General features: G+C 70.6%; 16 protein-coding genes and 2 pseudogenes. 9 read left to right on the top strand and 9 right to left on the bottom strand.

Annotated features, from left to right (window positions below):
* Nucleotides 1–197: 197 nt before the first annotated feature.
* The 3 genes and pseudogenes from OG385_RS34070 to OG385_RS34080 all read left to right on the top strand — a co-directional run.
* Nucleotides 198–1400, top strand: coding sequence for a TetR/AcrR family transcriptional regulator (locus tag OG385_RS34070; RefSeq protein ID WP_266861685.1), 1203 nt, complete (start codon nt 198–200; stop codon nt 1398–1400).
* A gap of 146 nt (nt 1401–1546) precedes the next feature.
* Nucleotides 1547–1672 (top strand): hypothetical protein, encoded by a 126-nt coding sequence (locus OG385_RS34075; RefSeq protein ID WP_266861687.1) that lies wholly within the window; start codon nt 1547–1549, stop codon nt 1670–1672.
* Nucleotides 1629–1766, top strand: a pseudogene (locus tag OG385_RS34080) (GNAT family N-acetyltransferase); the annotation flags it as partial. The gene OG385_RS34075 and the pseudogene OG385_RS34080, both read left to right, overlap by 44 nt.
* Nucleotides 1767–1947: 181 nt before the next feature.
* On the opposite strand, the gene OG385_RS34085 reads toward OG385_RS34080, so the two are convergent.
* The 6 genes and pseudogenes from OG385_RS34085 to OG385_RS34110 all read right to left on the bottom strand — a co-directional run bounded on the left by OG385_RS34085 (nt 1948) and on the right by OG385_RS34110 (nt 7722).
* Nucleotides 1948–3519, bottom strand: coding sequence for an NAD(P)/FAD-dependent oxidoreductase (locus OG385_RS34085; protein ID WP_266861689.1), 1572 nt, complete (start codon nt 3517–3519; stop codon nt 1948–1950).
* A gap of 169 nt (nt 3520–3688) precedes the next feature.
* A pseudogene (locus OG385_RS34090) lies at nt 3689–3919 on the bottom strand ((2Fe-2S)-binding protein); the annotation flags it as partial.
* The gene (locus OG385_RS34095) at nt 3916–5145 is read right to left on the bottom strand and encodes an FAD-binding oxidoreductase (RefSeq protein WP_266861691.1); all 1230 of its coding nucleotides are present in this window, start codon (nt 5143–5145) and stop codon (nt 3916–3918) included. The pseudogene OG385_RS34090 and the gene OG385_RS34095, both read right to left, overlap by 4 nt.
* A complete protein-coding gene (locus OG385_RS34100) occupies nt 5142–5816 on the bottom strand; it encodes a GntR family transcriptional regulator (RefSeq protein ID WP_266861693.1) in 675 nt (224 codons plus the stop codon). The genes OG385_RS34095 and OG385_RS34100 overlap by 4 nt, the downstream gene beginning before the upstream one ends.
* Before the next feature lie 2 nt (nt 5817–5818).
* Entirely contained in the window at nt 5819–6820 is a 1002-nt protein-coding gene (locus tag OG385_RS34105) for a proline racemase family protein (protein ID WP_266861695.1), read from the bottom strand.
* Complete coding sequence (locus OG385_RS34110; RefSeq protein WP_266861698.1) at nt 6817–7722, bottom strand: dihydrodipicolinate synthase family protein; 906 nt, start codon at nt 7720–7722, stop codon at nt 6817–6819. Before OG385_RS34110 ends, OG385_RS34105 begins: the two co-directional genes overlap by 4 nt.
* A 370-nt stretch (nt 7723–8092) precedes the next feature.
* On the opposite strand from OG385_RS34110, the gene OG385_RS34115 reads away from it, so the two are divergent.
* On the top strand, nt 8093–9052 hold the full coding sequence (locus OG385_RS34115) for a LysR family transcriptional regulator (RefSeq protein WP_266861700.1): 960 nt from the start codon (nt 8093–8095) through the stop codon (nt 9050–9052).
* A 108-nt stretch (nt 9053–9160) separates the two neighbouring features.
* On the opposite strand, the gene OG385_RS34120 is transcribed toward OG385_RS34115, so the two are convergent.
* Nucleotides 9161–11329: a M9 family metallopeptidase gene (locus OG385_RS34120; protein ID WP_266861702.1), complete on the bottom strand. Its 2169-nt coding sequence runs from the start codon at nt 11327–11329 to the stop codon at nt 9161–9163.
* Nucleotides 11330–11643: 314 nt separating this feature from the next.
* Between OG385_RS34120 and OG385_RS34125 the strand changes: the two genes are divergently transcribed.
* The 5 genes from OG385_RS34125 to OG385_RS34145 all read left to right on the top strand — a co-directional run bounded on the left by OG385_RS34125 (nt 11644) and on the right by OG385_RS34145 (nt 16409).
* A complete protein-coding gene (locus tag OG385_RS34125; protein WP_266861704.1) occupies nt 11644–12693 on the top strand; it encodes a proline racemase family protein in 1050 nt (349 codons plus the stop codon).
* Nucleotides 12694–12924: 231 nt separating this feature from the next.
* On the top strand, nt 12925–14304 hold the full coding sequence (locus OG385_RS34130; protein ID WP_266862168.1) for an aminopeptidase P family protein: 1380 nt from the start codon (nt 12925–12927) through the stop codon (nt 14302–14304).
* Nucleotides 14305–14313: 9 nt separating this feature from the next.
* Entirely contained in the window at nt 14314–14499 is a 186-nt protein-coding gene (locus OG385_RS34135; protein ID WP_266861706.1) for a hypothetical protein, read from the top strand.
* Between the two features lie 266 nt (nt 14500–14765).
* Entirely contained in the window at nt 14766–15293 is a 528-nt protein-coding gene (locus OG385_RS34140) for a DUF6529 family protein (RefSeq protein WP_266862170.1), read from the top strand.
* Between the two features lie 498 nt (nt 15294–15791).
* On the top strand, nt 15792–16409 hold the full coding sequence (locus tag OG385_RS34145) for a transglycosylase SLT domain-containing protein (RefSeq protein ID WP_266861708.1): 618 nt from the start codon (nt 15792–15794) through the stop codon (nt 16407–16409).
* Nucleotides 16410–16637: 228 nt separating this feature from the next.
* Here OG385_RS34145 and OG385_RS34150 read toward each other — a convergent pair whose 3' ends face one another.
* Nucleotides 16638–20027 carry a S8 family serine peptidase gene (locus OG385_RS34150; protein ID WP_266861710.1) on the bottom strand — a complete coding sequence of 1130 codons (3390 nt, stop codon included), beginning with the start codon at nt 20025–20027 and terminating at the stop codon, nt 16638–16640.
* Between the two features lie 150 nt (nt 20028–20177).
* Entirely contained in the window at nt 20178–21182 is a 1005-nt protein-coding gene (locus tag OG385_RS34155) for a helix-turn-helix domain-containing protein (RefSeq protein ID WP_266861712.1), read from the bottom strand.
* Nucleotides 21183–21347 lie beyond the last annotated feature (165 nt).

Here is a 21347-nt window from a genome sequence, read left to right on the forward strand (position 1 = left end):
CAGTGGGGCCGGTTAGTCTTCGCTTCTTCAATCGCCGCGTTCGGGATAACCTCGTTCCGGCCGTGCCGACCGGGCGGGACCACGGTGCCCGCGGGTGGCGCGAACGCCCGCCCGCCCAGCGTCCCGGCCCGCAGTGCATGTACTAGCCTGACTTGCGGCCCGGTCATCCGGGCCGCCGACAAAAAGGGGGCCGACCGGTGCGGACAGGGGAGATCAAGCGGGTGGTGGCACGGAGGCCCCCGGACCGCAGGGAGCTCATCCTCGCCGCGGCCGGAGACCTGTTCCGCGAGCGCGGCTTCCACAACGTCTCCGTCGCCGACGTGGCGGCGGCCGTGGACATCACCGCCCCCGCGCTGTACCGCCACTTCCGCAACAAGCGGGAACTGCTCTCCGAGGTCGTGGGCAAGGGCCTCGGCCTCCTGGAAGCCACGGTGCGTGAGGCAGTGGACCCGGACGAGCTGCTGGCGACGCTCGCGACCGTGGGTGCGGAACGACGCGGCCTGGCCACGCTCTGGCAGCGCGAGGCCCGTCACCTCACGGACGCGCGACGCGAGGAACTGCGCCAGCAGCTCAACGGGATCGCCGCCCAGCTGGCCTCTCTGGTCCGGGAGGCGCGTACGGACCTCTCCCCGGAGGACGGCGAGTTGCTCGCCTGGGCCCTTCTCGCCATCACGTCGAGTGCCTCCCGGCAGCGGATCACCCTTTCCCGGCGCAGGCTTGAGGAGCTCATGCACGAGATCACCCGGAGTGTGGCGTACTGCCGTCTGGGCTCGCCCACCGACACCACTCGGCCGGCCCGGCGGGCGCAGGCACCGGCCGGCTCCGCGACGCAGGTCGCCTCCCGTCGCGAACAGCTGCTGACGGAAGCGATCAGGCTCTTCGACGAACGCGGCTTCCAGTCCGTCAGCACCGACGACATCGGCGAGGCGGTCGGCAGCACCGGCCCCAGCATCTACAAGCACTTCCCCAGCAAGACCGACCTGCTCGTGGCAGCCGTGGTCCGGGGCGGCGAACGGCGACAGGTCGGCACGGACCAGGCCCTGGACGGCGCCTCCAGTCCCATGGAAGCGCTGGAGTCCCTGCTCCGCTCGTACATCGACTTCGCCCTGGAGAACAGTCGCCTCATCGGCCTGCTGCTCACTGAACTCGACCAGCTGCCCGAGAAGTACCGCCGGAGCAGCCGTCAGGTCCAGCGTGACTACCTCGCGCTGTGGGGCCGGCTCCTCGGGGACGCCAGGCCCGGGCTCGACACCGCCGAGGGGAAGCTCCTCGTCGGCGCGGTGCTCACGGTGATCGACGACGCGGTGAGGACCGCACGGCTCACGCTCCGCCCCGACCTGGCCGACCGGCTCGCGGAAATCGGGACGACTGTCCTCCTGCTGGGCAGCGAAGAAGGGTAGGACCCGGGGCTCGGGGCCCGCTTCGGACGAGGCCACCTCGTCGAACGTCCCGGGCCCAGAGCCCCGAGTGGCATGAACTCCACCCTTCACCGGCCTGCTGCGAATATCCGGTGGCGGGCCCTGCTGCCGGTCGTGAAGATCGCGGCATGAACATCTTCCTGGAGACCGATCGGCTGGTGCTGCGCGCGTTCACCGAGGCCGACGTCGACCACCTGCTCGCTCTGGACATCCAGGCGTGTGATGGAGAAAGCGGGACTGTCCTTCCTCCGTAACTTCGCAGGGGACTGGCCCGACGCGATCGAAGGCTCCGAGCACGGCGAAGTCGAGTACGAACTCACCCGGACCAAGTGGGAACAACTCACGTAGGCATCACGGTGGTGCTGTGCACCGACGTGCTGCCCGGGGCTACCGGGACTGCGGCCGCGGTGGCCGGTCACATGGACGGCCCGCGCAGCGGTGCCCCCGTGGGCCGCCGTGGCCCCCGTCCCGACCGGTCCTCGGGATTCGACCGTACGCGGGGTCCATGCTCGGCACCCCGGTCACCGTGTCACTCACCGTCCCGGTTCGTCGTCTCTCCGTCCGGCCGGGGTTCCCCGTCGGCCCGGCCGGCCGTCACGGCCTCGGCGACGGCCGCGAGTTCGCCGAGTCGCACCGGGGCCGCGGGGGTGCGGCCGGAGAGCGGGCGCAGGTCGTCCGCGGTGACCGTGCGGCCGCCGAGGCAGGCCGCGATGCCCGCGGTCGCGTATCCGCAGATCCTGCCCTGGCACCAGCCCATGCCGGGCCGTGCCAGCATCTTCAGGGTGCGCGCGTCGGTCGCACCGAGGTCGTCGTGGGCGTGGCGCAGATCCCCGTAGGTGACCTCCTCGCAGCGGCACACCACGGTCGAGTCCGACAGCCACCCCGGCCAGGCGGCCGGCACGGGGTAGGTGCGGTGCATGGCGGCGGCGAACCGCCGCGCCCGCCGGATGCGGCCCTGGACGCGGCGGATCCCGGCCGCGGGAGATGCTGCGTTGCCGGAGCCCGGGGTCGTAACCGAACCTGCCGTCGTACCGGACCGCCCGCGGCCGAGCGAGGCGGCCAGGGCGAGGGCGCTCAGCCGGCCCTCACTGACGGACAGGGCCGAGCCGCCCACGCCGGTGGCCTCGCCGGCCACGTACACGCCGTCGACGCTGCTGCGCTGCAGTGCGTCGACCGCCACGACGAGCGCGCCGTCGCGATCCTGCCGGGTCGCGGCACCGAGCATGAGCGGGAGTTCCAGCGAGGGGGTGAACCCCCAGCCGAGGGCCACCAGGTCGGCGGCGAGCTCCCGTTCGGGTCCGGCCGGCCGGCCCTGGCGGTCCACCTTCGCGATCCGCACGGCCTCGACCTTGCCGTCGCCGAGGATCGCGCGGACGACGGTCCTGGTCCGGTACGGGATGCGGTGCCGGGCGAGCACCGCGGCATACTGCGCGGCCTCGGCCCCCTTGCCGGGCGCGGAGACCGTGCCGACCGGGTCGCGCAGCCAGCCGAGCGTGGCGTTGGCCTCGACGACCGCGGCGACCTGCGCGCCGGCGCGCGCGAGCCCGGCGGCCACCGGCAGCAGGAAGGGTCCGGTGCCGCCGACGACGGTGCGCCGGCCGGCGAGCGTGCGGTGGCCCTTGAGCAGCGCCTGGACGCCGCCGGCGGTCATGACGCCGGGCAACTCCCAACCGGGCACGGGCAGTTGGCGGTCGTAGCCACCGGGGCACAGGATCAGCGCACGGGCCTCGACGGGATCGGCGATGGGCCCGTCGGGGCCCGCGTCCGGGTCCGGCACGGTGGGCGTGACGCGCAGGCTGAACGTCCCGTCTCCGTCCCGGGTGGCGAGCCACACCTGGTGGCCGGGCAGGTAGCGGACGCGTCCGGCGGCGCTCAAGGCGTACAGCCGGTCGCGCAGACCGGTGAAAGTGGGCCAGCCGTGGTGGCCGCGGCGGTCCTCCGGGCGGGCATGGTCCTCGTCGAAGTGCCGCCAGAACTGGCCGCCGGGCTGCCCGGCAGCATCCACCAGGACCGCGTCGAGCCCGGCCTCCGCCGCCCCGACGGCGGCCGCGAGTCCGGCCGGCCCGGCCCCGACCACGGTCACGTCATGAATGTGCGCCATCGCCGTCCTCCTCTGCGTGCTGCGCGGCACGGCTGTCGTCGCAGGTGTCCTGCGCGTCGCCGGACTCCGGATCGCCTTCACCATCCAGCGCGTCGCCGGATTCCGCATCGCCGGCGCCCGCCAACACGCCCCCGGACTCCGCCACGTCGCCGCTCTCCAACGCGTCCCCCAGCCGCATGCCGTCGGCCGCGGGGACCAGGCAGGCGCGCTCGGCCCGTGCGCCGTCGACGGTGATCAGGCAGTCGAAGCAGACGCCGATGCCGCAGAACAGGCCGCGCGGCCGGCCCTCCTTGCGGGTGGTGCGCCAGTCGGTGATCCCGGCGGCGACCAGGGCCGCGGCGACGCTCTGGCCGGGCTCGGCGGGGATTCCGGTGCCGCGGAAGGTCATCCGGTAGGTCATGCGGAATCTCCCTCGGCAACGTCCTCGGGCCGGTCGGGAAAGCGGTCGGAGAAGCGGTCGGGGGCGAACGGCGCCAGGTCCAGGCCCGGCTGCTCGCCGGTCATGGCCTGGGCGATCAACTTGCCCGTGCCGGCGGCCAGTCCGATGCCGGCGCCCTCGTGGCCGCAGGCGTGCCACAGGCCGGGGGCACGCGGGTCGGCGCCGATGACGGGCAGATGGTCGGGGCAGTACGGGCGGAAGCCGTGGTAGGTGCGCATCAGCCGCACCTGCCGCAGCATCGGGAACAAGGCGACGGCCTTGGCCGCGAGCATGCTGATCGCCGGCACGGACACCGTACGGTCGAAGCCGACCCGCTCGCGGGAGGCGCCGATGAGGATGGTTCCGCTGTCGGTGCCCTCCACCACCGGCGAGGTCTGCAGAGCCGCGTCGGAACTGGCTACGTCGCCGACGTACTCGGCGGCGTACACCTTGTGCCGGATGGTGCGCGGCGGCATGGGTTCGGTGACGAGCACGAAGCCGCGCCGGGGGCGGACCGGGACGGCGACCCGGGCCAGGGCCGCGACCTCGCCGGCCCAGGTGCCCGCCGCGTTGAGCACGGCGGCCGCGGGGATGTCGCCCGCGCTGGTACGGACCCCGGTGACCCGGTCCCCGCTGCGCAGGAAGCCGGTCACCTCGGTGCCGGTGTGCACGTGCGCGCCCCTGTCCCGGGCGAGACGCAGCAGGTGGGCGACCACCAGCATCGGCTGCACCTGCGCGTCCTGCGGATAGAACGCCGCCCCGGCCAGGTCCTTCGCCAGGTGCGGCTCGTAGTCGTGCAGCCGGTCCTGCCCGACGTCCTGGACCTCGACGCCGCTCGCGCGCTGCTGGACGCTCAACTCCCGCAGGGTGCAAAGACTTTGCATGGTCGCGGCGACGACGAGGCCGCCCTTGGACTCGAACTCCCAGCGGTCGGCGTGCTCGGCGAGGTCCTCCCGCCAGACGGCCTGCGAGTACAGCGCGAGGTCGAGCTCGGGGCCGGCCTCCTTGTCGGAGACCAGCAGGTTGCCCTCCCCCGCGCTGGACGTGCCGCCGGCGATGGCGCCGCGCTCGACGACGACCACCCGCAGGCCGGCGAGCGCCGCGAAATACGCGGCGGCCGCACCGACGACGCCCGCGCCGACGATCACCAGGTCCGCGCTCCCGCCGCCGGAAGTCCCCGGGCCGGCACCGCGCCGTGCCGCGCTCACGACTCCCCCGGGCCGCTCGCCCACAGGCCGCGCACATGGCCGATATGACGACGCATCAGTTCTTCGGCGGCCTGCGCGTCACGGCGCTCGATGAGGTCCATCAGCTCGTGGTGCTCGACTGCCGAGTGGCCCAGCCGGCCGCTGTGCAGCAGCGGGGCCAGACCCAGCAGCCGGGTCTGGGTGCGCAGGTCGGACACGACGTCCACCAGCTGCCGGTTGCCGCTGTAGCCGAGCAGCGTCAGGTGGAAGACGTGGTCCGCCCTTACGTAGCCGACCAGGTCGCCGCGTTCGACCGCGTCCACGATGGCCTGCGCCAGTTCCCGCAGGGTCGGGAAGTCCTCCTCGGGGATGACGGGCACACAGGCACGCACCGTCGGCGGCTCGATGAGCAGGCGCACCGCGGCGAGGTTGTCCAGGTCCTGCTCCGAGACCTCGGTGATCCGGAAGCCCTTGTTGGGCTGGGCGACGACCAGGCCCTCCTTGGCCAGGTCGAGCATGGCCTCCCTGACGGGCGTGGGCGAGACGCCGAACCTCGCGCCGAGGGTGGGCGCGGAGTAGACCATGCCCGGTTCCAGCTCGCCGGAGATGACCGCTGCGCGCAGCGCGTCCCGGACGCGCTCGCGCAGCGTCTCCCGCTGGCCCAGGCTCTGTACGTGGGAGGTGGAGTGCACGTTCACAGCAGGAACCCCGCGGGGAAGGGGTCGCTCGGGTCGAGTTGGAACTGCGAAGTCCCGGTGACCCAGGCGCGGCCGGTGATGGAGGGCAGCACCGCGGCGTGCGGCCCCATGGTGGTCTCGCCGAGAAGGCGTCCGGTGAAGCGGGTGCCGATGAAGGACTCGTTCACGAACTCCTGCCCGACGGCGAGTTCACCGCGGGCGTGGAGCTGCGCCATCCTCGCGCTGGTGCCGGTGCCGCACGGCGAGCGGTCGAACCACCCCGGGTGGATGGCCATGGCGTGCCGCGACAACCGGGCGGTCGACCCGGGGGCCTTGAGGTAGACGTGGTGGCAGCCGGCGATGTCGTCGCGCTCGGGGTGGACGGGCGGATCCGCGGCGTTCACCGCGTCCATCACCGCCAGTCCAGCGGACAGCAGGTCGCCGGACCTGGACCGGTCGAACGGCAGCCCGAGATCGGCGAGTTCGACGATCGCGTAGAAGTTGCCGCCGAAGGCGAGGTCGTAGCGCACCTCGCCGTACCCGGGCACCTCGACGGTGGCGTCCAGCGCGTGGGCGTAGGACGGCACATTGGCGAGGGTGACGGAGGTGGCCGCGCCGTCCTCGACCGCCACCGAGGCGACGACGAGTCCGGCGGGGGTGTCCAGCCGGATGGTGGTGACCGGCTCGGTGACCGGCACCATCCCGGTCTCGACCAGGACGGTGGCCACGCCGATCGTGCCGTGGCCGCACATCGGCAGCAGTCCGGACACCTCGATGAACAGCACGCCGAAGTCCGCGTCGGGGCGGGTGGGCGGCTGCAGGATCGCGCCGCTCATCGCACCGTGTCCGCGCGGCTCGTACATCAGCAGCGTGCGTACGTCGTCGCTGTTCTCCATGAACCAGCGCCTGCGCTCGGCCATCGTGGCGCCGGGGATGGTGCCCACGCCGCCGACGACGACCCGGGTCGGCATGCCCTCGGTGTGCGAGTCGACGGCGTGGAAAGTGCGGCGGGACCTCACTTGTACCCCTTGGCGATGACCGCCTCGGTGTCGGCGGTGATCCGGGCGGTCTGCTCGGGCGACAGCGGCAGCCGCGGCGGCCGACAGGCGCCGCCCCTGCGCCCGGCGATGTCCATCGACAGCTTGATGGACTGCACGAACTCGGTCTTGGAGTCCCAGCGCAGCAGCGGGTGCAGGTCGCGGTAGACCGGCAGCGCGCGGGCCAGGTCGGCCGGGTCGCCGGAGGTGGCCAGCCGGTACAGCTCGACGGTGCTGCGCGGGATCATGTTCGGGTAGCCGGCGATCCAGCCGACGGCACCCGCCATGCCCAGTTCGAGCAGCACGTCGTCGGCGCCGACGAGGAGGTCCAGGCCCGGCGCCAGTTCGCTGATCTGGTAGGCCCGGCGGACGTCGCCGGTGAACTCCTTGACGCCCACGATCGTGCCCTCCTGGAAGAGCTCGGCGAGCAGGTCGGGGGTGAGGTCGACCTTGGTGTCGATCGGGTTGTTGTAGGCCACGACCGGCAGCCCGACCTTGGCGACCTCGCGGTAGTGCTCCACCACCGCCGCCCGCTCCGCCCGGTAGGCGTTGGGCGGCAGCAGCAGCAGCGAGGTGGCGCCGGCCTCGGCGGCCTGCTCGGCCCAGCGGCGGGCCTCGAAGGCACCGTACGCGGCCACGCCCGGCATCACGCCGAAGCCGTCGGGGGCGGCCTGCACAGCGGTCTCGACGACGCGGGCGCGCTCCTCGGCGGTCAGCGTCTGGTACTCGCCCAGCGAGCCGTTGGGCGTCACGCCGTCACAACCGCCGGCGGCCAGGAAGCGGACATGCTCGGCGAAGGCGTCGTAGTCGACCGACAGATCTCCGTGGAACGGCAGGGCCGTGGCGACGTGGACTCCGTGCCAGGGCCTCGCTGAGTTGGTCATGCAACAGCTCCTTGACTGGTGGTGGGAAGAAGGTACCAGTGCAATGTCACACGTCATAGACCTGGAACCAAGGTGATGGCCGATGCCGAGGATCGGGTAACGGCCTTGCTGCCGACCGGAGTCGGGCCCGAAGGCCGCGGGTCGCCGGGGCAGTCGGGCGGCGGCGACCGGGACTTCGTTGCGGCGGGCCGGACCAGGTCGTACAGCGGCGGCCGTCCCGTTCGGCCGGCGGCTCCACCACCCCGCGAAACAAAGGCAGTTCGGCGAACCCGAAAAAGTCTCCAGACTGCTCCGGCCCGTACCAGAACCCCAAAAAGCCAAGATCGGACGTAAAGTTGGCCCACTCCTGAGAGACCTGGGGCGGGTACTGATGGAACTCGAACTCCGACACCTGCGGATTCTGTGCACGATCGCCGACACGCAGAGCCTTGGCCGGACGGCCACCGTCCTGGGGTGCTCGCAGCCCGCGGTCAGCAGTCAGCTGAAGCGCATCGAGCGGCTCATGGGCGAGGACCTCTTCGTCCGGGGCAGTGCGGGGGTGACACCGACGCGCTTCGGGGTCGAGGTGGTGGTGCAGGCCCGGGAGGTGGTGGCGCTGGCGAGCACGATCGGGCGCCGGTCCACCGCGGGCCGCCGTGGGACCGATCGGGTACTGCGGGTAGCCGCGACCAACACGCCCATCCTGCCGGGGCTCCTACAGCGGGCGCGCACCGTCCTGCCGTCCCTGACCACGCAGGTGAGCAGCGTGTACTCCTCAGCCGAGATCATCGGGCTGCTGGAGGACGACAAGCTGGACATCGCCGTCGCGGTCGACTATCCCGGGCGGGAGCTACGGCATTCGGAAGCCGTGGTGCGCCGCGGCATCGTCACCGAGCCCAGCTTCGTGGCGCTGCCCGCCGCCCACCCGGCGAGCGGGCAACTGGACGTGCCGCTGCTCGATCTGGCCGGGGACGCGTGGTTCCTGACACCCGACGACGGTGCGGGCTGGCCCGGTGTCTGCTACGACGCCTTCCAGGCGGCCGGCTTCAGACCCGCCACCGTGCACGAGTACCTCGGTGACCGGGACCAGTTGCAACGGATGATCGCCGACGGGGTGGGGATCTCCGTCGTCCAGGCGACGTGCAAGCCGAACCCGGGTGTGGTCGTCAAGCCGCTGGCCGGCACACCGCTGTGGTGCCGCTATGTGCTGGTGTGGCACCGAGAGCGGGTGTCCGACGAGGTCACGGAGACGCTCTTCGGCGCGGCCCTGGCCGCCTACGAGGAACTCATCGCCCGGGCACCGCACTTCCGGGCGTGGGCCGCCCGCCATTACCGGCCCACGCGGAGGTAGGCGTACGGGGCCGTACGCCATCGGCACATGCCGAGGCCGTGGCCCGGTCGACCGGAGTCGACCGGGCCACGGCCCGGAGTCAGTCAGCCGGTGGCGTTCAGGAGGGGCTCAGAACGACGTCGTGACGGTGACCCCGCTGAAGTCGGTCACCGCGTACAGGCTGATGTACCGGTAGCCCGCCTCGGTGTTGTTGACGGTGATGCTCTCGGCATTGTCGGAGTTGGTGGACTTCTCGGTGAAGGTGGACGGGCCGGCCCATGTCGTCGGGTCGTAGTAGAGGTCGGCATTGCCGCTGCCGCCGCTGGTGGTGACCTTCAGAGTGGTGGTGCCGGCCGGCAGCCACACCCACAGGTAGTCGGTGTCGCCGGCGACCCGGGACTGGTCCGACCGGAAGCAGTTCTGGCCCATCACCTGCGTGTTGGTGTCGGTGCAGGCCGTGGGCGATGGGTTGCCGCTGCCACCGCCCAGAGTGTCGAGCCAGGCGTCGAAGTCGGCGTCGTAGCCGGTGCCGATGTTGTTGTAGACGGCGTAGGCACCCTGGTAGTCACCGGTCCGCATCTTGGCCAGCATGGCCTGGATCTGGTCCGGGTGCTTCTCGGTCATGTACCGGACGGCCAGGTAACCCCATGGGTAGGTGCGGGTCTCGTCGTCGATGGCGTAGGTGTTCTGGAAGAGCTGGCTGAGCTTGTAGGTGTGCTTGGCAGCCTCGGTCAGCGCGCCGTCGTCGGTGAGGTTGCGGTAGGAGTAGGAGACGTACTCCGCCTGTCCCTCGATCCACCAGACGTCCGGGACGGTGATCTGGGTGCCGAAGTCGCCCTTCATGTCGTAGATGGACTGCTGGACGTGCGCGAACTCATGGTTGAGGTTCCACGCATTGGCCGGGAAGCCGTTGTCGGTCGGCCACTGGTAGAGGATGGAGTACGCGATGTTGTTGGGGTCGGTCGGCGTTCCGGTCAGCGTCTCGCCGCCGTTGTCGGTGTCGTTGCCGAAGATCGCCCACGAGTAGGTCATGTAGTCGGCCCTGCTGCCGAAGATGACCATCTTCAGGTTGAAGTACTCACCGGGGATCGGTGTGGTGGTCTTGACTTGCTTCTGGTAGAAAGCGACCTCGTTCGACAGGCTCGTGCAGACGTCGGACTGCTCCTTCGCTGTCAGCGCCTGCGCCATGATGGTGAAGTTGCTGCAGGCGTTGTTGATCGGCAGCGCGGCCGCGGTGAGCTGCTTGGTCAGGTCGCAGACGCCGTAGTAGGAGCACTGGTCCGGGTCCCCGACGGTGGCCCGGTAGGCGACGTGCACCCACAGGTTGTCCGTGGCACCGGTGATGGACGAGCCGTCCAGCAGACCCTTGATGAGCGGGCGGATCTTGCTCTGCAGGGCCGGTATCTGGATCAAGTTGGCCAGGTCGTTGCCTGCGTTCGAGTCGAGGACGTCGTTGTCCCCGCCGAGCAGGTCGCGGTGGTTGAGGGTGAAGGTGGAGAGGGTGTCGGCGATACCGGGTTTCGCGGTGATCGCGGTGACGAAGTCCGGCATCGACGGGCCGCGCCACAGCGGGGTGTAGATCGCGTTCAGCGCCCGGTCCATCTCCGGGACGGCGTCCCACGAACTGCTGGTGTAGGCGTTGAGGTAACGGCCGTAGACGTCCAGGTAGTCGGCCTGCACCTGCGCGCTGTCGGTGAGGACGAACGCCTGCTCCAGCACAGCCCCGTTGCCCGCGCTGACGTCGTTCGCGTGACTGCCGGCGAACAGCGTGTTGAACCCCTTCTCGATGGCGCTGCGGAGCGAGGAGTCGTACGTGCCGACGTCCTGGGGGTCGCCGTACTGGACGTAGTAGCCGGCGCGCATGAAGTACATCAGCTCGTACAGGCCGCCGGAGTCGTCACCGGTGTAGGAGCCTGCCGCGTCGGCGATGCCGTTCGCCACCGCGACCATCTGGGACTGGTTGAACACGGCGTGCGCGTCCGAACCCGTCAGGCTGAACAGCGGGTTGATGCAGGAGCTCCAGTCCACCGTCTTGATGTACGACACCAGGTCGCTGCCGGACCGGCCCGAGAAGTCCGACGTGGTGCACGACGTGACGGCGGCAGGCCGGGCGGCACCGGCCGCGTTGCGTGCCGTGTGTGCTGACAGGTGCGGCTTGGACGGCTTGGCCGAACCCAGGGCGGTCGGCGCCCCACGCAGTTTCGCGGGTAACGGCTTGGCGCTGGTGGCGGCGGCTTGGGACTGACCGGTCTCGGCTCCGGTCGGCGTGAATTTCCCGTGCTGTTGGGCAGCCCGCACGGCCTTGGAGGGTACGGATACGGCCGGTGGTGAGGCATGCCTCGTGTGGGTGGTTGCCGCGGCCGCCTGAGTACTCATCAGGCCGGCGACGAGCCCTCCGGCCGCCAGACCGGCGGCCAGAACTCTGGGCAGGATTGATCGACAGTGCATCGCGTCTCCAGTGGGGGGAGCGAAGGGGAAGCCGCCCGAGGAGGCGGGCGGCGCTATGTAACATTGCACTGGGTGAAGTCGTGGGCAATACTCCGGGACCCAGCACTGTTTCCAGTTGCCCCATAACACCGGCGCATGGGTGTCGGCTCCTACCTGGAAGTGAGATGCGGATGACGAGGACTCAGCCCATCGAGACGATCGACTGGCACACCGGCGGCGAACCGTTCCGGATCGTGGTGGACGGCCCGGCCGAGGTGACGGGTGAGGGACTGACCGTTGCCGAGCGCAGGGTCGTCGCGACGCGAAGTGCGGACGTGCAGTGGGTGCGGGCGCTGCTGTGCGGCGAGCCGCGCGGCCACGCGGGCATGTACGGCGGGTTCCTGGTTCCGCCCGACGACACCGGCGCCCACCTCGGTGTCCTCTTCTGGCACAACGACGGTTTCTCCACGGCGTGCGGGCACGGAACGATCGCCCTGGGCGCCTGGGCCGTCGCCTCGGGCCGGGTCCCGGCACCTGCCGACGGCCTGACCCACGTCGTGATCGACGTCCCCTCCGGACGCGTCACGGCGAGCGTGCGGACCAGAAAAGGACAGGTCCAGGACGCCACGTTCACCAACGTGCCCGCCTACGTCCAGGCGCACGGTGTCGGCGTGCAGACCTCCCGAGGGAAGGTCACCGTCGACATCGCGTTCGGCGGCGCGATGTACGCGGTGGTGCCGGCCGCGTCCGTCGGGCTGCGCGTCCGGCCGCAGGACGTCACCGAACTCACCGCCGTCGGGCGGGAGATCCGCGACACACTGAACGCCGCCCACGCCGCCGAGCACCCTCTCGACCCGCGGCTGTCCGGGATCTACGGGACGATCCTCACCGAAGAGACCGGGCCCACCGAGCTGCGGGCAGACGGCAGCCGGCTGTTGCAGCAGCGCAACATCACGGTGTTCGCGGACGGCCAGGTCGACCGGTCCCCGTGCGGTTCCGGCACGTCGGCCAGGATCGCGGCCCTGTCCGGCGCCGGACAGATGTGCCCCGGCGACGAGTTGCGGCACGAATCCGTGGTGGGCTCGGTGTTCCAGGCCCGGATCACCGAGCAGACCACGGTCCACGGGATCCCAGCGGTCGTCACGGCGGTGACGGGCACCGCGCACGAGGTCGGCACCTGCCGGTTCACCATCGATCCGCGCGACGCGCTCCTGCCCGGGTTCGTGCTGCGCTGACCGAACTCCTCGCCGCGGAGCGGGACTTCGCCCCGGGGCCGGTCGCCGCCGCCCGGGCCGTCCACGGCACAGCGGTGACGAGCACGGGTGCGGAGCGACATCCCCCTGTTTCCGTGCCATGTGAAATAGTACTGTCGCCGCAAGGGTTCCCGACGGACGGAGCATACGGTGGCGCGAGACGACATCCAGCCGCGCGAGGGCGCGAGCCACGACCGCGCGGTGCCGCCCACTCTGGCGGAGTGCTTCACGCAAGGGTGGGCCGAGACGGCTCCGGCGGTACCGGTACTGCCCGGAGCTGCGTACGCGGCCACACGTCGCGCACTGCTGTCCGCGCGCTTCCCGGGGGAGCGAATCGTGGTCCCGGCCGGTGGCCTGAAAGTCCGGAGCAACGACTTCGACTACGTCTTCCGGCCGCACTCCGCGTTTCTCCACCTCACCGCGGACGGGGGCGCCGGCGCCGCCCCGGACAGCGTCCTCGTCCTGGAGCCGACGGGCACCGGCCACGACGCCACGGTGTTCGCCCGGCCTCGCTCCCCGCGCGACGGCGGGCCGAACGGCACCGAGTTCTACCGCGACCGCCGCTACGGCGAGTTCTGGACCGGCCGTCGCCGCACCCTGGCGGAGACCTCCGACGCCCTGGGCCTTACGGCTCTCCCCCGCGACGACCTCGCACGCGCCCTCGCCTCGAACGTCCCGACCCGGGTGGTGCGCGGCCAGGACCCGGTGGTCGACGCGGCGGCGCCGCCGGCCGCCGGGGCCGAGTCCGAACTCCTCGCGTATCTCTCGGAGTTGCGGCTGGTCAAGGACGAGTGGGAGGTCGAGCAGATGCGCGCGGCCGTGGGGCACACCGTGGCCGCCTTCCACGACGTGGCGGGTGAACTGCCCACCGCGATGCGGCTCCCACGCGGCGAGCGCTGGATCGAGGGCACGTTCAACCGGCGGGCCCGGCTGGAGGGTTACGGCCTCGGCTTCGAGACGATCGTGGCGGCCGGCGCGCACGCGTGCGTCCTGCACTGGATGCGCAACGACGGCCCTGTCCGCGACGGCGAACTTCTCCTGCTGGATGCCGGCGTGGAGACCGACACCTGCTACACCGGTGACGTGACCCGTACCCTGCCGGTCGGCGGGCGCTTCACCGACGCGCAACGGCAGGTGTACGACCTGGTGTACGCGGCCCAGTCGGCGGGCATCGCCGCGCTGCGCCCCGGCGCGCGGTTCGGCGACTTCCACGACGCCGCGACGCGCGTCATCGCCGATGGTCTGGACGCCTGGGGTCTGCGCCCGGGCGGCGCCGGCCCCCACGACCGGTCCCTGTACGGCCGTTACACCGTCTGCGGCACCGGGCACATGCTGGGCCTGGACTGCCACGACTGCGCCGACGCCCGGAGCAGCGCCTACCTGGACGGTGTACTGGAGCCGGGCCACGTCCTGACCGTCGAGCCCGGCCTGTACTTCCAGCCCGACGACCTGACGATCCCCGCACACCTGCGCGGCATCGGCGTGCGGATCGAGGACGACTTCCTCATCACCGCAGACGGCGCCGTCTGCCTGTCGTCGGACCTTCCGCGTGCCGCCGACGACGTCGAGGCGTGGGTGACCGCCACCCGCTGATGCCGCACGGTGAAGCTTCCCCCCTCGCGGCTGGACGCCTGGAGACCGGGACGCAAGCCCTCCCCGCCGGAGCGCACCGGCCGGAACCAGGAACTCTCCACGGTACGGGCCCATCGGCTCACCCCCGGCCGGCCGGGCATCGCGGGCGGCTTCTTCGTGGTCTTCGCGCCCGGGCTGATCCCGATCCTGTCCTGAGGGTCCTTCCTCGTGCGACTGACGCCTTCCTCCGGCGTCGCAAGCGTCCGAGGGAGTGAATCCATGCCCCGTTCCAGCGCCGTCATCGGGCAGGAGGCATCAGCGCCGTGAATCTGGGTGGGTGAAGGCCGTGCTGTACCCGTAAGCGGGCCGTTCGACCAGCAGCAGCACACCTCCCGGTCGCGACCGGGGGTATCGACGCCCAGGGGAGCATGTCCATGAACAGATCCGAAGCCCCCGCCCAGCGGCCGGCCGCGCGGCGAGCCATGATCGCTGCCTGCCTGCTGCTGCCCGTCGCCGTCGCGCTCGCGATCTACCTGACGGGTCGCACGCTCACGCCCGATCCCGAGAGCGGACTGTTCGGCGCCCACGACACGGAGGCCGTCGACCTCAAGGCCCGCCTCGGCAGCGCCCTGCTGTGCCTGGCCCTCATCCAGGTGCTCCTGGCCCTGTGGATGTACCGCCGCCTGCCCCTGGCCGGGGCCGCACCCCGCCCCGTGCGCACCGTCCACCGGATCATCGGCCTGCTCGCGTTCCTGCTCTCGGCCCCTATCGCCTACCACTGCCTTGTCACGTACGGCGTGGAGACCACAGACGCGCGCGTGACGACGCACTCCATCACCGGCTGTGTGCTCTACGGCGCGTTCGTCGCAAAGGTCCTCGTGATCCGGGGCCGGCGGCTGCCCGGCTGGACACTTCCCCTCGTCGGCGGCGTGCTGGCGTGCGCCATCGCCCTGCTCTGGTACACGGCGGCCTTGTGGGCTCTCAACGGCGACAGCAGCCCCGGCTTCTGATCGCGTCCAGCTGAGCCGACAAGATCGGCTGGTTCGGCTGGTTCGGCTGGTTCGGCTGGTTCGGCTGCATCGGTGAGCATCGCGCACCCCGGGATCGTCGACACAACCGCAGGGTTTTGCTGTGTACGGGCCGTCACGCGGAGTAGGAACCAGGGGTGCCGGGACCGGTGATGTGTGAGCCCGGGCATAGGGCCCGCGTCACACAGGACGACACCTAGTAGACGCACGGCGGACCTTTCCCGCTCATTGCGGGCCTCACCCCACCCCTGTCCGGTTTGTCGCTATCTGGGGTAGTAGGTCACACAATTGCCAACGCCCAAGGCGGTCTCGCAAGGTGTTGGACGTACCGGGGAGCCGAGCGCCGGACCGGGCGAACACACCGCCCGCCATCCAGACACCGGCCCCACGACACGCACCACGGCCCCCACCGGCCCACCCGTGTCGCCGACCCCCCAGTCGGCCTCCCCAAACGACGTCCCCGAATGGAGAGGTACACCCATGACTGCCACCACCCGCCACACCCTGAACCTCCGCAAGACCACCATCACCACCATCGCCACCGCAGCAGCAGCCGCCTGCGCCCTGACCCTGGCCCCGCACGCCCACGCCGCCGAGCACACCCCCACCACACCCGCCACGGCCACCGCCGTCACCGCCGCCCAGATCACCAAGCAGGCCGACCACGCAGCCAAGGCCGCCCACGCCAAGCAGGCCGCCCACCACGCCGCGGCGAAGAAGGCCCCCAGCACCAAGCACACCGACGCCGTCACCGCGATCGTCCACAGCACCAAGTACAGCAACAACCTCGACGGCTGGATCAAGGAATCACTGGCCATCATGAAGGCCAAGCACATACCCGGCAGCTACGAAGGCCTGCACCGCAACATCATGCGCGAGTCCAGCGGCAACCCCCACGCCCAGAACAACTGGGACGTCAACGCCCAGAACGGCATCCCCTCCAAGGGACTACTCCAGGTCATCCAGCCCACCTTCGACACCTACCACGTCAAGGGCACCAAGAACAGCCTCACCGACCCCGTCGCCAACATCGTCGCCGCAGCCAACTACGCCGCCGACAAATACGGCTCGATGGACAACGTCAACTCCGCCTACTGACCAAGCGGAACCCCCACACCCCACGACCACCTGAGTCCGTGGGACGGCCAACCCCCAAAAGGGGACGGCAGGACTCAGGTCCAGGCGAGGGCTGGAACAGGTTCATGAGTGAACCCGTCCCAGCCCTCGTCCTCATTCCCCGCCACACACACCAGATGACCACAGGTGGGAAAAGCAGATGGCCGGGCGGCCCCCCGTCGTGGGAGACCGCCCGGCCGGGTTGTGTGGTTACCGGACGTCGTACGCGCGGGTGATGGTCTGAGTGACCGCGTTGCCGTTGGCGTCGGTGAAGTCGGCCTTCGTCGTCACCTGCTTGCCGGAGGCGCCGGTGAGGTCGAGGACGGCTGTCCACTTGCCGTTCCGCAGCTGGGTCGGCGCCTTGGTCCAGGTGGTGCCGCCGTCGTAGGAGTAGGACAGTGCGGCCGCCGTGACCGCGCCCGGGGTGTACCCGGCGTGGCCCTCGACCGACAGGCCGACCTTGGTGCCGCTCTGCGCGGGCAGGGTGTTCAGGTTGTCCACCGGTGCGTTGTACACGGGGAACAGGAGCGGCAGGCCGCGCGAGAAGACATCCGGCTCCCGGTGGGAGCGGAAGCTCCAGGTGGTGGTGACTGCGGTGGAGCGCAGCCAGTTCCGGTCCGCGGTAGGAATCTTGTCCAGGTTCTGGGTCAGTTCGTACGCGGAGTCCTCGTCCGGCACGGTGAACACGTCGGCCGGATAGGCGCTGGTGGCGATCTCCTCACCGTTGCGCTTCAGTACCAGATTGCCGAGGTCTCCGAAGGACCCGCCGTAGGACCAGTGATCGCCGGATCCGTCGATCCAGAGCGCCGTCTGGATGCCGATCTGGCTGCCCTGCCGCTCGGCGGCCAGCATCAGCTTGCCGTCGGCGTCGCGCGGCGCAGCCGGCCTCACTGGACCGCCGTACCACTTCTCCGCGCGCCGCTGTCCGGCCCGGTAGGTGCGCTCCTGGTCGCCCATGAACGCGCCGAACGGGAGACTGGTGATCGCGCCGTGGTACCAGGCGTCGTCGCCGGTCGTGTAGTACGCGGTGCGGGTGCCGGGCACATGGACCGGATTGGCGGGGCTCACGGGGAGGTAGTCGCCGGTGGTCCCGGAGGGGCGGATGAACATCGCGTCGTAGTAGTCGCCTTCCTTGCCCATGGCGTTCCACGTTTCGGCGACCTGGGCCAGCTTGGAGTCCCTGGGCTTGTAGACCTGGTCGGAATGGAGCGGGCCCCGGGTCGGGAACGACAGGTTGTAGACGTACGGCGAGCCGCCTTCGGAGCCGGTCGCGCGCCAGGTGGGCCGGAACTCGAAGGTGCCGTCCGTGGCACGTCCTTCCACGTCCGCGTAGAACTTCTGGACGGTGGCGCCGGCCACGAGCGATCCGGATATCTGCCAGGTGTTGTCCCATGTGCGGGCGTAGCTGAACGACGTGTTGACCACCGTCGAGGGGCGGTCGGTGCGCAGGCTCAGCTGGTGGGCCTTGCGGGCGTCGAGGACGACGGTGGTGTCACGGGTGATCCGCAGCTGCGGATTCGCGAGGTAGCTGACCGACTCGGGCGCGTTTGCCGCGTCGTAGCTCCCCACGAAGCTGCTGAGGGAATAGTCGCCCGGGCGCACGCTGTACGTCTGGTCGGTCGCGCCGTCGTTGGTGCGGCGTTCGCCCTTGTTGGTGTCGAGGCTGACCAGGTCCAGGGAAGAACTGCCGTCGGCGGGCTTGCCGTTGCGGTCGATGACCTTGACCCGGAGGGTGACCGTCTCCGGCTGGACGTAGAGCGTGACGGGCACGGAGACGTGCACACCACCGCCGGTGGCCAGGATCCGGCCGGTGACCGCACCGTACTGGCCGTCCTTCAGCTGGGCGGTGGGGTCGATCCCCAGGGGCACCTGGGCGGTGGCTCCCGCGGGGACCTTCACCTTGCCCTCGGCCAGCTTGACGATGCCGGAGTGGACATCGCTGCCGTCGTTGCCGTGCACACCGCTGACCTTCAGGCTCAGGGTGAGGTCGCTGCCACTGGTGTTGGTGAAGGGCACCTTCACGGTGGTGCGATCCGAGGCGTCCTGCGGCCAGTTGTAGCTGCCGGCCTGGACGGCGGGTGCGGAGAGCACCTTCTCGTTCACCGCGCCGAGCACGTCGAGCACCCCACCGCCGGTCTGGTCGGCGCCGCCGACCTTGCCACCGGTACGGGCGGACGACACCAGGGCAGCCTTGATCTGCTGGGCGGTCCAGTCCGGGTGGGCCTGGCGGACGATGGCCGCGGCGCCCGCGACATGCGGGGTGGCCATGGAAGTGCCGGACATCGTCTGGTAGGCGTAGATGCCGCGGCCGCCGGCCTTGGCCGCCAGGATGTCGACGCCGGGGGCGGCGATCTCGGGCTTGAGGGTGTGGGTGACGGCCACGGGGCCGCGGCTGGAGAAGTCCGCGGTGGTGTCGTCGTGGTCGACGGCACCGACGGTCAGCACGCTGGGCACACAGCCGGGCGAGGAGACCGTCTCGGTGTTCGAGCCGGCGTTGCCGGCGGCAACGACGAACAGGGTGTGGGCGTTCTGCGAGAGCTGCTCCGTGGCCTGGGCCACCGGGTCGGTGCAGTCTCCGATCGTCGGGTTGCCCAGGCTCATGGACACGACGTCAGCCTGCTGGTCGACCGCCCACTGCATACCCGCGATGATCCAGGAGTCCTGGCCACTGCCCTGGTCGTCGAGCACCTTGCCGATGAGCAGGGAGGTACCGGGGGCGACGCCCTTCTCCCGGCCGTCGCTGGCCGCTCCGGACCCGCCGACCGTGGAGGCGGTGTGGGTGCCGTGGCCCACCCGGTCGTCGGTGGTCTCCGAGTCCGTGAAGTTCTTGGCGGCGGCGACCTTGCCCACCAGGTCGGGGTGCTCAGCGTCCACGCCCGTGTCCAGCACGGCGACCTTGGTGCCCTTGCCGTCGTAGCCGGCCGCCCAGGCCTCCGGCGCGTGCACCTGAGCGGTGGACTGGGCCAGCGTGGCCTTGGCCTTGCCGTCCAGCCACAGCTTCTTCAGCGTGGAGGCAGAACGTGAGCGGGTGTCGGTGATGTCCTGCCAGAAGGTGGCGGCGGTCTTCTTGCCTGCCTTGAGCGCGACGCCGTCCACAGCCGGGAGGCTCAGGCCCCGCTCGGAACCGCGAGGGGCCGCCGGTGCGCTCTTGGCGACGTTCACACTGTTCCGGTAGGTGGCGATGAGCGGCAGGGTGTCGGTGTGTGCGTCGTCGTATCCCTGGCGGATGAGCCCGGTGACGTTGAACAGCTGCTCGTCGACCTTGCCCTCGGCGATCGCCCGGGAGGCGTCATCGGGGTAGACGTAGAGGTCCTTGCCCATCTGATACGTCTGGACCATCGGCTGCGTGCCGTTTTCGCGGGGTAGCACAGTCGCAGAGCTGTGCCCCGACTTGTCCGTGGTCACCAGTACCTTGTCGCCGGTGACGAGCGTGACCGTCGCCTGCTTGCCGCCCGCTGCTGCCGTCCCGCTGCCGACGATGGGTCTCTTCCCCGAGGCGCCGTCAGGCGGCGTACTCGCCACCCCGGAAGGCGCGAAGGCGGTGACTGCCAGGGCGGCGGCGGTCACCGAGCCCAAGGCTGTACGCATGATGGAGCGCATGAATCTCCCCACTAGATACCGTGAACATGCCGTGCTGCCGCAGCAGCCTGGCAGACATGCGGATTTCATAGGGATGCCGCGTGTGACGGGTTTCCCGCATGTCGGTTTTCCGTCACGCGGGCAGCGGGGGTCCGGCAGAGACCGAGGAGATCAGAGCCAGCCCGCCCTTGCGGCGTACCAGCCGAGTTGCAGGCGCGAGTCTGCTCCGGCGAGGTCCATCAGACGGCGCATCCGGCGCTCCACGGTGCGTATGGAGAGGCCGAGTTGGGAGGCCGCCCGCCGGTCGGAGATCCCTGCCAGCAACAGGGCCAGGACCTCCAGTTCCCCCTGGGTCGGGTGCGGTTCGGCTGTCGGCTCCGCGCGTACGCCTGTGGCGGTGGAGTACAGGGGCCGGGCGTGGCTCCACTCCCTCTCGAATAGATGGACCAGGGCCGTCAGCAGGCCGCTGCGGTGCACCACGATGGCGCTCGGCTCGCCGCCGGAGTCCGCCTTGTCCAGCGGCACCATGGCACGTTCCCGGTCCGACACGATCATCTTCAGCGGCAGTGAGTCGGCCACGCGAAGCTCAAGACCCGCCGCGATACTCGCCCTCACGTCACTCGCCACGTCGGGACCGTCGAGATAGTTCTTGGCGGCCACGACCCGGAAGTCAACCCCGCGGTCCAGCGCGGAACTCTCCGACATGTCGGCCTCCTCGCGGGGCACCGCGATGGGCTCGCCGACGAGAAAGACAAGCAACTCCCGCTGAGCGCCGCGCTGCAACTGGTGGAACCGGTGTGCGACCTGCTCCACACCGACGACCACCTCCACGACACTGCCCGCAGGATGTGCGGCAGTACTGCGGTACTGCTCGGTCAGTATCGAGAACGCGGTTTCGGCCCGCTGCAGCGCGTTGCGCTGCTCGACGAGGAGCGGGGCCAGGGCCACTGAGGGTGGTGTGAGCCGGTAGCGGCCGGCCGGGTCGGGTGCCTCGCTCCCGGTCTCGGTGGCGACCGCCACCAGGCCACGTGTCACCAGATCGAGCAGGATACGGGTGGTCTCGGCCTCCTCAAGTCCGGTCTGCCGGGCGAGGCCCTGCGCAGAGGCTGTCGGGCGGGCCAGCAGCGCGGTGTAGATGGCCTCTTCGGCCGGGCCCAGTCCCAATGCCTGCAACATCCAGCTCCCCCCTCGGGCGGCCGCCGTGTCTGGCCTCGGCGCGGCTCGGGTGGACCGAGCAGATTCTTCTCGGCCGGACACTATCCCAACTGCCGGAAGGTCATCCCACTGCCAGGACCTCGCCATCGGCTGCTGCCTGCGAACCGGGGAGTGAGGAGGGGCACG

Origin of the sequence: Streptomyces sp. NBC_01306 (genome assembly GCF_026340465.1) — a bacterium.
Classification (GTDB): Bacteria; Actinomycetota; Actinomycetes; order Streptomycetales; family Streptomycetaceae; genus Streptomyces.

Coding starts and splice junctions, on each gene's coding strand:
- OG385_RS34075 (WP_266861687.1), top strand. CDS start 1,547: ATGAACATCTTCCTGGAGACCGATCGGCTGGTGCTGCGCGCGTTCACC.
- OG385_RS34085 (WP_266861689.1), bottom strand. CDS start 3,519: ATGGCGCACATTCATGACGTGACCGTGGTCGGGGCCGGGCCGGCCGGA.
- OG385_RS34110 (WP_266861698.1), bottom strand. CDS start 7,722: ATGACCAACTCAGCGAGGCCCTGGCACGGAGTCCACGTCGCCACGGCC.
- OG385_RS34115 (WP_266861700.1), top strand. CDS start 8,093: ATGGAACTCGAACTCCGACACCTGCGGATTCTGTGCACGATCGCCGAC.
- OG385_RS34125 (WP_266861704.1), top strand. CDS start 11,644: ATGCGGATGACGAGGACTCAGCCCATCGAGACGATCGACTGGCACACC.
- OG385_RS34140 (WP_266862170.1), top strand. CDS start 14,766: ATGATCGCTGCCTGCCTGCTGCTGCCCGTCGCCGTCGCGCTCGCGATC.
- OG385_RS34145 (WP_266861708.1), top strand. CDS start 15,792: ATGACTGCCACCACCCGCCACACCCTGAACCTCCGCAAGACCACCATC.
- OG385_RS34150 (WP_266861710.1), bottom strand. CDS start 20,027: ATGCGCTCCATCATGCGTACAGCCTTGGGCTCGGTGACCGCCGCCGCC.
- OG385_RS34155 (WP_266861712.1), bottom strand. CDS start 21,182: ATGTTGCAGGCATTGGGACTGGGCCCGGCCGAAGAGGCCATCTACACC.